This is a genomic window from Thermohalobaculum sp. (assembly GCF_058622915.1).
Genome location: NZ_JBZSYN010000205.1, coordinates 1 through 12,157 on the forward strand (window position 1 = coordinate 1; position 12,157 = coordinate 12,157).

The window sequence follows — 12,157 nt, forward strand, 5'->3', positions numbered from 1 at the left end:
CTGACCCCCGAGTTCGAGCTCGAACCCGTCATACTGTCCCATGGAACCTCGGGCGGCTGCCGAAACACGCCCATTCCCAACTACATCTATCGCTGGACCGAGCGCGAGGTCATCAAGACCACGGCCAGCTACATGCCCCACGCCGTGCTGGAGCATCGTTTCGCCTATGGCTACCGCTTTCCCCTGCAGCGAATCGCGATGTCCACCTCGCCGCTCAAGCGCGCGGCGGTGACGCTTCTCAGTTTCTTGAAGCGAGTGTTCGAGACCGCGCTGCCGCGCCAGGGAAACCAGTTCGCCTTCATCGTCAGGAAGACAGGACGCACGCGGCCGTGGATCAAGCAGGACGGTCGCGGACCCTCCGCCGATCTCGACTATATCCGGCGGGAATATGACCCCGGAAAATACCGCGCCTGAACCGCGGCCGGCGGGACGCGGCGGGGCTTCGGGTGAAAATCGGCCATGCAAACGACATCGGCCGCGCGCCCCGGGGAACGCCGTTGCGGCCTGCTATGGCGCGAGATATCTGGTCGGAAACGGCAGAGCGTCGCATTCGAGGCGGAGCGGACTGGACGGGCGACTTGGACGCCGGAGGGAAGAGGGACGCGATGACCGAGCATTTCGACGATCTCGAGACCCGCGACGCGGTGACCCGCGAGGAGGCCCTGTTCGCCGCCTTGCGCACCCAGCTCCGCGCCGCGGTTGCCAGGGCCCCCGGTCTGGCCCGCCACCTCGAGGGGGCGGGCCCCGAGGCGGTGACCGATCGCGCCGCCCTGGCGCGGCTTCCCGTGCTGCGCAAGGCGGCGCTGGTCGAGCTGCAGGCGGCCGACCCGCCCTTCGGCGGCCTGACCACGCGTCCCGCCCGCGCGTTCGATCATGTGTTCCAGTCGCCGGGCCCGATCTACGAGCCGGGCATGAGCTCGGCACCCGACTGGTGGCGCATCGCGCGGGCCCTCCATGCCGCCGGCTTTGGCAGGGGCGATATCGCCCACAACAGCTTCGCCTACCATCTGACCCCCGCCGGCCACATGATGGAATCGGCGGCGCGCGCGCTCGGCTGCACAGTGATCGCCGGCGGCGTCGGCAACACCGAGGCCCAGGTCGCGGCGGCCGCGCATGCCGGCGCCAGCGCCTATATGGGCACGCCGGACTTCCTCAAGGTCATGCTCGACAAGGCGGCCGAGCTCGGGCGCGACCTCTCCTCCATTCGCCGCGCCTGGGTCTCGGGCGGGCCGCTCTTCCCCTCGCTCCGCGCCGCCTACGAGGAGCGCGGCATCTTCTGCCTGCAGGGCTATGCGACCGCCGATCTGGGCCTCATCGCCTATGAGAGCGCGGCGCGCGAGGGCATGGTGGTCGACGAGGGCGTGATCCTCGAGATCGTGCGGCCCGGCAGCAGCGACCCGGTGCCCGAGGGCGAGGTCGGCGAGGTGCTGGTCACCGTGCTCAACCCGGACTACCCGCTGGTCCGCTTCGCCACCGGCGACCTCTCCGCCGTGCTGGAGGGGCAGAGCCCGTGCGGCCGCACCAACATGCGCATCAAGGGCTGGATGGGCCGGGCCGACCAGACCACCAAGGTCAAGGGCATGTTCGTGCGCCCCGAGCAGGTGGCCGAGATCGTGCGCCGCCACGCGGAGGTGCTGAAGGCCCGCCTCACCGTGGCGCGTGCGGGCGAGCGGGACCGGATGACCCTGGCGGTCGAGGCGCAATCGCCCAGCCCCGAGCTGGCCGCGCGCGTGCGCGAGACCATGCTCTCCGTGCTCAAGCTCAGGGGCGAGGTCGAGGCCGGTCTGCCCGGCGCGCTGCCGAATGACGGCAAGGTGATCGACGACACGCGCAAGTTCGACTGAGCCGGCATGGAGCACGGACTCGACGCCCGCACCGTCCTGCTGATCGCCGTCTTCCTGCTGCTCGTCGGCATGTCGGCGTGGCACCACCATCGCCTGGTGATGGCGATGCGCGAGGTGCCCGACGATCTGCGCGCGCGGCTCGACTGGGAGGCGCCGGAGGACTTGCGCGCGGTGCGCCGCCACCGCCGCCGCATCTCGCGCCGGCTGGTGATGCGCGGCCTGCCCGACTGGGTGCCGCTCTCGGCCGAGGGGCGCGAGCACCTGCGCTGGCATCGCCTCTCGGCCCTCGCCGCCGTGGTGTGGCTGATCCTTGCCCCGGCCGCGGTCTGGGGCGCGTGGATGCTGATTGTGCTGCTCGGCGGACCGGCCGTCGCGATCGTCGCCATCCACGCCTGGCTCGACGGCCCGTGGGACCGCGCCTGAGCCGGCCCGCCGAGCGGCACGGGACGGCCCGCGCGGGGCTTCCCTCGGCGCGCGCGCCTTTGCATGATGCGCTGAGCCCAAAGCCACAGGGAGACCGCCCATGCCCCGCTTCAATCGCCTGCTCGTCACCGGCGCCGCCGGCGCGCTCGGCTCGGTGCTGCGCGAGGGCCTCGTGCCGCTCGCGTCCACGCTGCGCCTGACCGACCGCGCCGATCTCGGCACCCAGAAGCCGCACGAGGAGCTGATGCCGGCCGAGCTTTCCGACTTCGACGCCGTCATGCGCGTCGTCGAGGGCTGCGACGCCGTGGTGCATTTCGGTGCTGCGCCGGTGGAGAAACCCTGGGCCGAGATCCTGAACTCCTCGATCATCGGCGGCTACAACGTCTACGAGGCGGCGCGCCGCCATGGCATCAAGCGCATCGTCTACGCCAGCTCGATCCACTCCGTCGGCTATGTCCGCCGCGAGGAGGGCGCCGACACCCATACCGAGCACCGGCCCGACACGCTCTACGGGGTGTCCAAGTGCTTCGTCGAGGACCTCGCCAAGCTCTATTTCCACAAGTTCGGCATCGAGTCGGCGCTGCTGCGCATCAACTCCTGCTTCCCCGAGCCCGCCGACCGGCGCCACCTCTCGACCTGGCTCAGCTACCGCGACCTGGTGCAGCTGGTGACCCGCTGCCTGGTGGCCGAGCGCGTCGGCTGGACCGCCGTCTATGGCATATCGGCCAACCGCGAGCGCATCTTCTCGAACGAGAAGGCGGCGCATCTGGGCTATGCCCCCCAGGACAGCGCCGAGGACTGGCGCGAGAAGGTGGAGGCGAAATGCCCGCCTGGAGACCCGTTCGCCCCCGAGGTCGAGTTCGCCGGCGGCTTCCTGTGCGCCGTGGGCCACCCCGACGACGAGGCCTGAGACAACTGCTGCGCGAATCTGCGCGAGTCGACTCAATCGAAGTGGTATCTTCCCGTCCTCATTTCCCAATGGGAGGATAGGCCATGCCTACGTTTGTCATCCAGGCGCGCCTGAGCGCAGACTTCGCCCGTGGCCTGGTAGCCAAGCCCGAGGACCGCACCGACGCCGTCGCCAAGCTGGTTGCGGCTTGCGGGGGCAAGATGAAGGACTACTACATCACCACCGGCGAGAACGACGTCCTTGTCATCATCGATGCGCCCGAGGGCAGCGACGTGGTGGCGACGAGCCTGGTGACCGCCGCGGCCGGGGCCGTGACACATGTCACCACGGCCCGGGCCTGGACCCCGAAGGAGTTCAAGAAGATCGCTCAGAAGGCGCACAACGCGATGGCCGCCTACAGGACGCCCGGCTGACGGCGCCGCCCGGGCGGGTCCCGAAAAGCGAAAGGCCGCGCCCCGGGGCGCGGCCTCCTCGGTTCTGGCCTGTCGCCGGCTCAGCCCTGGCGGGCCTTGAAGCGGCGCTGCGTCTTGTTGATGACGTAGACACGGCCCTTGCGGCGCACAAGGCGGCAGTCGCGATGGCGCTTCTTCAGCGATCTCAGCGAGTTCCTGACCTTCATGGCGTGTGTTCCTTGCTGTCTTCCGGCGGCCGCTCAGAGCGCCGCCTTGGCCTTCTCGACAATGGCGGCGAACGCCTGCGGCTCGCGCACGGCAAGGTCGGCCAGCACCTTGCGGTCGACCTCGATCCCGGCCTTCGACAGGCCGTTGATGAAGCGCGAGTAGGTCAGCTCGCCGTCATGTTCGCGCACGGCGGCGTTGATGCGCTGGATCCACAGGGCACGGAAGGTGCGCTTGCGCACCTTGCGGTCCCGGGTCTGGTACTGCATCGCCTTCTCGACCGCCTGCTTGGCGGTGCGGAAGGTGCGCGAGCGCGCGCCGTAATAGCCCTTGGCCTTGGTCAGGACCTTGCGGTGACGGGCATGGGCGGCGGGGCCGCCTTTCACTCTGGACATGGGACGCCTCCGGTCAGCGGTCGTAGGGCAGGAACTGGCGGACGATCTTCTCGTCCGAGGGCGCCAGCACGGACATGCCGCGGGCGTTGCGGATGAACTTCTTCGTCCGCTTGATCATCCCGTGGCGCTTGCCCGCCTGCTGGCACTTGATGCGGCCGGTGGCGGTGACCTTGAAGCGCTTCTTGGCGCTCGACTTGGTCTTCATCTTGGGCATTTTCGACTCCTCGTCAGGAACGATTCGGGGGCGGCGCGGCAGCCCTTGTCGCCGGACGCCCCGTGTTGAGAGCCGGGCTTATAGACCGCGGTCTCGCGGAAGGCAAGCGCCCGGCCCGGCGGCGATGGCGGGCCGCGCCACGCGCCTTCCGTGCGACTCGGCGCAAGACCTCGCGCATGAGGCGAGTGACGTCGCCCGCATGGGACACGTATAGGGCGAGTAAACCCCACCTCCATTGCGCCTTTTAGTAGAGCGAAAACTGGAATATTTGAGGAACATAGAAGAAAACTACCGGCTTTTATGTGATTTCTTCACAATTGCCGGTCGCATTTTCGTTCTTCTCTGCTATGTTTTGCGTCGTGGGATGGAATGATTCGGGAGCAAGGCTGTGCTGTTGCGTGACGGAACTGCACGCCCGAAATTCCGGCGTACGAGCGGGTCACTTTCAGTTGGGCGCTTTCTGCGCGACGAGCGTGGCTCGGCAACCATCGAGTTCGTGCTCTGGGTGCCGGTCTTCGCTTTCATCCTGATGGCGACCGTCGATGCCACCATCCTCTATCTGCATCACACCGAGATGTGGAATGTCGCGCGCGACGTGGCCCGTCGGGTGGCGGTGGGCGACATCACCGAGGCCCAGGCGAAGGACGTGATCGCGAACGAGTTGTTCCTCACCACGACAAGCTATACCGTGGCCACCTCGGACCCGAAGGACCTGGACGTCAAGATCATGATCCAGGCCAGCATGGCGGATGCCTCGGTGTTCGGGATCTACAACGCAATCGTGGGCCGGAACCTGACGGCGCTGGTCATCATGCGGCGCGAGCCGATCTGAGCTGCCGGGGGGTCGTCATGGCCGAGAAGTTGTTGAGCACCTTCGCCCGCGACGAGACGGGCGGTGGCACGATCATGGGCCTGTTCTGGTTCATGGTGCTGGCCGCCTTCGCAGGACTCGCGATCGACTCGACGAATGGCTTCCGCAACAAGACGATGCTGCAGGCGACCGCCGACGCGTCGGCACTGGCCGCCGTGATCGACCTGCCCGACAAGACCCAGGCGGTGAACACCGCGACCACCTACGCCGCCGAGAACATGAAGCCTTCGGTGGACGGCACGGTGCTCGATCCCAAGGACGTTCTCATCGGCAAGTGGGACAAGGCGACGCTCTCGCTCGACCAGTCGGCCCCCGACCCGGACTCCGTGATGGTCACGGTCTGGCGCGGCGCCGCGAACGACAACGCCGTGGTGGCGACCTTCCTGCGCATCATCGGCCTGCGCAGCTGGAACGTCCGCGCCCAGGCGGTGGCGCAGAAATACATTCCGGACTGTCTGCGCGACGGCATCATCTCGCGCCTGATGGTCAACATGTCGTCGAACAACCACTTCACGAACCGGATCTGCGTGCACGGCCAGACCGGCGTGAACCTCCAGAGCAACAACACCTTCGACCCGGGCGTCAACGTGTCGATGCTCCACCTGGACACCCTCCAGTTGCCCGCGAGCGGCTTCGCCACCAACACCGGCCTGAAGGATGCGCTCAGGGAGAACGGCCTCGACCCGCGCATGGTCAACCACGTCGAGGAGATCATGGACGGCGTGCTGAACCTCGATCCGACCTACACGCCGAGCTTTATCGACCTGACCCAGCCGGTGATCACGACCAAGCCCACCAATTTCAGTTCCCTGAGCCCGCACCGGGTCTATTACGTCCAGTGCAAGCCGAACCAGAACCTGGTGATCCCGGCCAACAGCGTGATCCAGCACGTCGCCCTGGTCGCCGACTGCCAGATCACCATCGGCGCGAATGCGCAGATCCTGGACTCCTTCATCGCCTCGCGCTCGGGCGGGACCACCGGCAACGGCACGCTCAACCGCGGCGACGCCAACATCACCGCGGCGGCCGGCACGCAGCTCGGCACGCCGGACAACTGCGCGCCCGGCGGCGGCACGCAGCTGTTCTCGAACGCCACCATCACCACCTCGTCGACCACCTCGATCGACGGCGTGCAGATGGTCGCCGTCGGCGAGATCGAGCTCGGCGCCCGGGACCAGGGCATCAACGGCATCTCGGCCCAGGCCGGCGGCAACATCAACATGACCTCGAACAACATGTTCGGGCTGTGCCAGGGCGGCGTGCCCGACCTGTTCACCTCCTGGTACTACCGCCTCGTGCTCTGAGGCCGGACGCGCCGGTCGTCCGGCCGGCCGTGCTGCCCGCCCGCGACCAAAAGTCAGGCCGGGCCTGCCGGTCAAGGGCGCCCGGCAGGTCGCGCGGCGACATCGGACCATCCCCGAATCGGCCTTTATTCACGTCGACATTACCTCTGATGTCCACACGTATTCATAATACTTGAAATATTAAATACTATTCAGGGTTGCGGAGCCTGTCACAAAGTTGCCGCCGTGAATAACATTCTGCCTCAGGATTGATCGACAAACACTTGAGATTCCGTTTTTTCTTCCTGTGCGGCAATTCGCAGCCCGACGCGCCAAAAACCGCGACAAACACCAAATTTCTGCCCCAGCCCGGGCGCACGATACCTGCGTTGCGTAAGTATCTGTAAGCGTCTGTAAGCGTAAGAGGGTCTGACCATGTTCCGGTCGCGTCTTCGCCGGTTCCTCCACGACGAGGGGGGCGCCGGCGCCATCTGGGGTCTTTTCACCACCGTTCTCTTCATCGGCATCGCAGGGCTCTCCGTGGACTCCGCGGACGGCTTCCGCATGCGCACGATCCTTCAGTCGTCGGCCGACGCGGCGGCACTGGCCGCCGTGATCGATCTGCCGCGCAAGCAGAATGCCATCGACTCGGCGGTGGAATATGCCGAGAAGAACATGCCCCCCGATACCTACGGCACCGTGCTCACGCCCGATGACGTCGCCGTGGGCAAATGGGACGAGGACACCCGCGTCTTCATCAAGGACGATCCGGCGCCTGACGCGGTTCGCGTGCACCTGCGCTCGAACTTCGCCCGCGGCAACGCGGTCCTGGCCACCTTCCTCAGGATCGTCGGCTTCAAGGGCTTCGATCTCGACGCCGTCGCCATCGCCCAGCGTTTCATCCCGCAGTGCTACACGGATGGGCTGGTGGCGCGCGGCTATGTCGACGCCTCGAGCAACAACAACTATTACAACCACTTCTGCATTCACGGCCAGCAGGGCGTCGACATGCAGAGCGGCAGCTATTTCGAGAAGGGCACCAGCGTCTCGATGCCCGACTTCTCGATGCTCTCGATTCCCAGTGACGGGTTCTCCTCAAACCCCGGCCTCAAGGACGCGCTGCGCGAGGGCAGCCTCGATCCGCGGACCGTCAATCACGTCCCCGATATCATGGAAATGCTGCTCGATCCGACGTCGCCGGTTCAACCGCCCTATATCGACCAGACCAAGCCGGTGATCACGGTGGACTGCCAGTTCGACATGGGCACCGCGCTTCAGGGGCGCATCTACCACGTGGTCTGCCCGGCCAACAAGCAGATCCAGATCCCCGGGAACAAGCTCACCAGCAAGATCGTCGTCATCGCCGAAAGCCAGATCAACATCCCGGCGGGCGCCATGCTTGAGGACGTGTTCCTGGCCTCGCGCGCGACGACCAGCAATGACGGCGCCAACATTCATCTCGCATCGAGCGTGCAGCTCGGCAAACCCGACAACTGCGCCGATGGAGGCGGCGTGCAGATCTTCACGACCTCGGACCTGTTCATTTCGTCCAGCGTCATCTTCAACGGTGTGCAGATCGTCTCGGCCAAGAATGTCTCGCTCGGCACCGCCGGCGCCGGGGTGAGGGGCCTCGCCGTGCAGGCCGGCGGCAATATCACGCTCTCGAGCGGCAACAGCTTCGGCCTGTGCGTGGGCAAGGATCCGCTGCTGACCAACGAGCACTACCGGCTCGTGTTCTAGCCGGTGCACCAACGTCTCCGGCGCCGGCGCGGAAACCCCCCGCGGACAGGCCCGGCAATCAGGGCAGGCATGACGCGGGACCCCTCCTCGCGCGCCGGCCCTGCGTCCCTCCCGCCCGGAGCCTGCTGCTCCGGGCGGGAGGTCAGGTCGCTCCGCCGCTTCTATCTGGTCTTCTGCGCCCGGCGCGCGGCCGCCGGCTGCTCGCCGCCGAAACGCTCGCCCAGCGCTTCCAGCCCGGCGCGAAAGAACCCCTCGACGACCTCGTCGGCGACCGCGTCCTCGGGCTCGAACACTGCCGACCAGAAGACATGGCAGCCACCTTCCTCGGCCACGCAGCTCAGGGTGGCGCGGTGGCCGGCGACCGGCAGCGGGCCGTCCACCAGCTCGTAGCTGTAGTGCAGCGGGCCCTCCTCGGCCAGGCGCTCGAGGAACAGGCTGCCGTCGGTCAGGCGCAGATGGCGGTGGAGGTCGCCCTCCAGCGTGACGAGATCGGCCGAGGCCACCTCCGGATGCCACTGGGCGATGGTGTCGAAGCCGCCGATCTCCGCCCAGACCGTCTCCGGCGCCTGCGGCAGCGAGACCCAGAGCTGGATCCGGTCCCGCGCGGGCTCGCTCCGGTTCGGATCGGCCATGACCTGTCCCCTTTCCTTGCGGGCGGCTAGTCGGCGCCCGTTTGCTGAATGAGCCGCTCGTCCATCGGCGCGACCCGCAGGATATTCGTGGTGCCGGCCACGTTGAAGGGCACGCCGGCGGTGACGATGATGTTGTCGCCCTCGCCGGCGAAGCCGTCGGCGCGGGCGGCGCGCACCGCCTCCAGCACCGCGTGCTTGAAGCGGTTGACCGGCTGCTCGCCCAGCACGCAGTGCAGCCCCCAGGCCAGGCTCAGCCGGCGCGCCGTGCCGATCACGGGGGTAAGCGCCAGGATCGGCACCGCCGGGCGCTCGCGCGAGGCCAGCAGCGCCGTGGTGCCCGAATGCGTGAAGCAGCAGATCGCCCGGATCGGCGTGTCGTCGGCCACCTGCCGCGCCGCCGCGGTGATCGCGTCGGCCACCGTGCGCCGCTCGAGGTCGGGGCCGCGGTGGATCGCCGCCCGATAGCTCTCCTCGCGCTCGGTGGTGCGCGCGATGGTGTCCATCATCGCCACCGCCTCGACCGGGTATTGCCCGGTGGCGGATTCGGCCGACAGCATCACCGCGTCGGCGCCCTCGTAGATGGCGTTGGCGACGTCGGAGACCTCGGCCCGCGTCGGCACCGGGGCGGAGATCATGCTCTCGAGCATCTGCGTGGCCACGACCACCGGCCGTCCGGCCGCCCGGCTGGCGCCGATCAGCCGCTTCTGGATCGCCGGAATCTCGGCCAGCGGCAGTTCGACGCCCAGGTCGCCGCGTGCCACCATGACGCCGTCGACGATCTTCACGATCTCGTCGAAGCGCTCGACGCAGGCGGGCTTCTCGACCTTCACCATGACCGCGACGCTGCGCTCGCCGATCAGCTTGCGTGCCTCCAGAATGTCCTCGGGCCGCTGCACGAAGCTCAGGGCCAGCCAGTCGATGCCCAACTCCAGCACGAAGTCCAGGTCGCGGCGGTCCTTCTCGGTCAGGGGCGCCAGCGGCAGCACCACGTCGGGCACATTGACGCCCTTGTTGTTCGAGATCTCGCCGCCGACCTCGATCTCGGTATCGGCGCCGGTCCCGTCGCACGACACCACCTTGGCGCGGATCTTGCCGTCGTTGACCAGCAGCGTCGCCCCGGGCTCCAGCGCCTGGAAGATCTCCGGATGCGGCAGCTGCACCCGGTGCGAGTCACCGTCCGCGTCGTCGAGGTCGAAGCGGAAGCTCTGCCCCTGCTCGAGCGTGACCTTGCCGCCGGCGAAATGCCCGACCCTCAGCTTTGGCCCCTGCAGGTCGGCGAGGATGCCGATCGGGCGCCGCATCTCGGCCTCGATGCCCCGGATCAGCCGGTGGCGCTCGGCGATGTCCTCGTGACTGCCGTGGCTCATGTTCAGCCGGAACACGTCGACGCCCGCCTCGAACAGGTGCAACAGCGCCTCGCGCGAGGCCGATGCCGGGCCGACCGTTGCCACGATTTTCACGTTCCGCTTGCGCCGCATGGTTCGCCCTCTTCTCGCGTCTGCCCGCGGGCCGCGATCATTGCTGCCGATTGTGACGGTTGCAAGCGCGGGCCGCCTCACATTCTTGCGTCCTTGCTTGCGTCCTTGTGCGCGGCGCGAACTGGGCTTAGGTGACCCGACCGGACACCGTCCCCCGCGAGTCGAGCCGCGATTCGAGCCATGAGCACGTTCTGCCCAGTCGAGCGCATCCTGCCCGAAGACGGCAACCCCGACTTGCGGCGGCTGGTCCTGGTGTGCGACCACGCGCGCAACGCGGTGCCGCCCGAAATCGGCGACCTCGGCCTGCCGGACGACGAAATGGCCCGCCACATCGCCTACGACGTGGGCGCTCGGGGCGTCACGCTCGGGCTGGCCGCCCGGCTCGGCGCCGGCGCCGTGCTCTCGACCTGGTCGCGGCTGGTGATCGACCCCAACCGGGGCGAGGACGACCCCACCCTGGTAATGCGCGTCTACGACGGCACCATCGTGCCGGGCAACCGCCACATCGACGCGGCCGAGATCGAGCGCCGCAAGGCCGCCTATCACCGGCCCTACCACGCGGCGATCGACGCCGCGCTCGACGCGGTCGTCGCGGCCGGCATGGCGCCGGTGCTGCTCTCGGTGCATTCGTTCACGCCGCAGTTCCGGGGCCGGCCCTGGCGCCCCTGGCATGTCGGCGTGCTGTGGGACCGCGACGCCCGCCTGGTGCACCCGCTGATCGCCCGGCTGCGCGCCGAGCCGGACCTGGTGGTCGGCGACAACGAGCCCTATTCCGGCCAGCTCCGCGGCGACTGCATGTGGATCCACGGCACCAGCCGCGGCATCCCGCACGCGCTGATCGAGATCCGCAACGACCTGATCGGGACGGCCGAGGACCAGGCCGCCTGGGCCGCCCGCCTCGCCCCGATCGTGAGTGACTCGGTGGCCGCCATGGAGCCCGGTTGAGCCGCCGCCCGGCGATCCCATATCTGCAATGAGAGCCACAGGAGGAGCGAATGCCCGATCTGGACCAGCGCGAGGTCGAGGCCGCCGTCTACCGCCGCCTGCGCGACCACCTGCGCCAGCGCACCGACGTGCAGAACATCGACATGATGAATCTCGCCGGCTTCTGCCGCAACTGCCTGAGCCGCTGGTATCAGGAGGCCGCGGCCGCGCAGGGCGTCGAGCTGACCAAGGAGGCCGCGCGCGAGATCGTCTACGGCATGCCCTATGACGCGTGGCGCGCCAGGCACCAGACCGAGGCGACGCCCGAGCAGAAGGCGGCCTTCGGCCAGAGCCGCGACGACCAGTAGGCCGGCGGGGCCTTGCCTTAGCCGCGCTTGGCCCCCCCGGCGCGGCGCGTACCGGTTTCCTCCAGGTCCTCGTGCAGATCCGCTTCCTCGGCCTTCGGCGCCTTGGCCGCGCCGGTGTTGGCGGGCGCGCCGCGCTCGCGGTAGGGCGTGCGGTTGAAATAGGCCCGGTAGCACTTGGAGAAATGCGAGGGCGAGGTGAAGCCGCAGGCCAGCGCCACGTTGATCACGCTCATGTCGGTCTGCAACAGCAGGTTGCGCGCCTTGTCCAGCCTGAGCTCCATGTAATAGCGCTTCGGGCTGCGGTTGAGGTAGCGCCGGAACAGCCGCTCGAGCTGGCGGGTCGACATGTTGACCGACTTGGCCAGGTCCGACGGGCTGATCGGTTCCTCGGTCGACTGCTCCATGGTCTGGATGATCTGCACCAGCTTGGGGTGGCGCACGCCGATGCGCGCCGGCAC

16 protein-coding genes are annotated in these 12,157 nt (G+C 68.0%); 10 read left to right on the plus strand and 6 right to left on the minus strand.

What is annotated here, in order from left to right:
• The 5 genes from AC32QD_RS15940 to AC32QD_RS15960 form a co-directional block, all read left to right on the plus strand.
• A partial coding sequence (locus AC32QD_RS15940; RefSeq protein WP_492011494.1) for a hypothetical protein occupies nt 1–414 on the plus strand: 414 nt, incomplete at its 5' end.
• A gap of 191 nt (nt 415–605) precedes the next feature.
• Nucleotides 606–1,844 carry a phenylacetate--CoA ligase family protein gene (locus tag AC32QD_RS15945; RefSeq protein WP_492011495.1) on the plus strand — a complete coding sequence of 413 codons (1,239 nt, stop codon included), beginning with the start codon at nt 606–608 and terminating at the stop codon, nt 1,842–1,844.
• A gap of 6 nt (nt 1,845–1,850) precedes the next feature.
• Nucleotides 1,851–2,267 (plus strand): hypothetical protein, encoded by a 417-nt coding sequence (locus AC32QD_RS15950; RefSeq protein ID WP_492011496.1) that lies wholly within the window; start codon nt 1,851–1,853, stop codon nt 2,265–2,267.
• A 100-nt stretch (nt 2,268–2,367) separates the two neighbouring features.
• Nucleotides 2,368–3,177, plus strand: a complete 810-nt coding sequence (locus AC32QD_RS15955) for an NAD-dependent epimerase/dehydratase family protein (RefSeq protein ID WP_492011497.1) — start codon at nt 2,368–2,370, stop codon at nt 3,175–3,177.
• An 83-nt stretch (nt 3,178–3,260) separates the two neighbouring features.
• Entirely contained in the window at nt 3,261–3,590 is a 330-nt protein-coding gene (locus AC32QD_RS15960; protein WP_492011498.1) for a GYD domain-containing protein, read from the plus strand.
• Nucleotides 3,591–3,670: 80 nt separating this feature from the next.
• Here the strand turns inward: AC32QD_RS15960 and ykgO are convergent, their stop codons facing one another.
• From ykgO to rpmI, 3 genes are read right to left on the minus strand one after another with little or no spacing between them, the layout of a single operon-like run.
• Entirely contained in the window at nt 3,671–3,796 is a 126-nt protein-coding gene (ykgO, locus tag AC32QD_RS15965; protein WP_492011499.1) for a type B 50S ribosomal protein L36, read from the minus strand.
• A gap of 33 nt (nt 3,797–3,829) precedes the next feature.
• Nucleotides 3,830–4,189: a 50S ribosomal protein L20 gene (gene rplT, locus AC32QD_RS15970; protein ID WP_492011500.1), complete on the minus strand. Its 360-nt coding sequence runs from the start codon at nt 4,187–4,189 to the stop codon at nt 3,830–3,832.
• A 13-nt stretch (nt 4,190–4,202) separates the two neighbouring features.
• Entirely contained in the window at nt 4,203–4,403 is a 201-nt protein-coding gene (rpmI, locus tag AC32QD_RS15975) for a 50S ribosomal protein L35 (RefSeq protein ID WP_492011501.1), read from the minus strand.
• A gap of 388 nt (nt 4,404–4,791) precedes the next feature.
• Here rpmI and AC32QD_RS15980 point away from each other — a divergent pair, with 388 nt between their 5' ends.
• The 3 genes from AC32QD_RS15980 (at nt 4,792) to AC32QD_RS15990 (ending at nt 8,297) form a co-directional block, all read left to right on the plus strand.
• The gene (locus AC32QD_RS15980; protein ID WP_492011502.1) at nt 4,792–5,235 is read left to right on the plus strand and encodes a TadE/TadG family type IV pilus assembly protein; all 444 of its coding nucleotides are present in this window, start codon (nt 4,792–4,794) and stop codon (nt 5,233–5,235) included.
• Nucleotides 5,236–5,252: 17 nt separating this feature from the next.
• Nucleotides 5,253–6,578, plus strand: a complete 1,326-nt coding sequence (locus tag AC32QD_RS15985) for a pilus assembly protein TadG-related protein (RefSeq protein ID WP_492011503.1) — start codon at nt 5,253–5,255, stop codon at nt 6,576–6,578.
• Nucleotides 6,579–6,992: 414 nt separating this feature from the next.
• Complete coding sequence (locus tag AC32QD_RS15990; RefSeq protein WP_492011504.1) at nt 6,993–8,297, plus strand: TadG family pilus assembly protein; 1,305 nt, start codon at nt 6,993–6,995, stop codon at nt 8,295–8,297.
• Nucleotides 8,298–8,458: 161 nt separating this feature from the next.
• On the opposite strand, the gene AC32QD_RS15995 is transcribed toward AC32QD_RS15990, so the two are convergent.
• Both AC32QD_RS15995 and pyk read right to left on the minus strand, forming a co-directional pair.
• Complete coding sequence (locus AC32QD_RS15995) at nt 8,459–8,929, minus strand: SRPBCC family protein (RefSeq protein ID WP_492011505.1); 471 nt, start codon at nt 8,927–8,929, stop codon at nt 8,459–8,461.
• A 26-nt stretch (nt 8,930–8,955) separates the two neighbouring features.
• The gene (gene pyk, locus AC32QD_RS16000; protein ID WP_492011506.1) at nt 8,956–10,407 is read right to left on the minus strand and encodes a pyruvate kinase; all 1,452 of its coding nucleotides are present in this window, start codon (nt 10,405–10,407) and stop codon (nt 8,956–8,958) included.
• A 180-nt stretch (nt 10,408–10,587) separates the two neighbouring features.
• Between pyk and AC32QD_RS16005 the strand changes: the two genes are divergently transcribed.
• Nucleotides 10,588–11,352 carry an N-formylglutamate amidohydrolase gene (locus tag AC32QD_RS16005; protein ID WP_492011507.1) on the plus strand — a complete coding sequence of 255 codons (765 nt, stop codon included), beginning with the start codon at nt 10,588–10,590 and terminating at the stop codon, nt 11,350–11,352.
• A 50-nt stretch (nt 11,353–11,402) separates the two neighbouring features.
• Nucleotides 11,403–11,699 (plus strand): DUF1244 domain-containing protein, encoded by a 297-nt coding sequence (locus AC32QD_RS16010; protein WP_492011508.1) that lies wholly within the window; start codon nt 11,403–11,405, stop codon nt 11,697–11,699.
• A gap of 17 nt (nt 11,700–11,716) precedes the next feature.
• Here AC32QD_RS16010 and AC32QD_RS16015 read toward each other — a convergent pair.
• Nucleotides 11,717–12,157, minus strand: a 441-nt coding sequence (locus AC32QD_RS16015) for a helix-turn-helix domain-containing protein (protein ID WP_492011509.1), incomplete at its 5' end; no start/stop codon positions are given.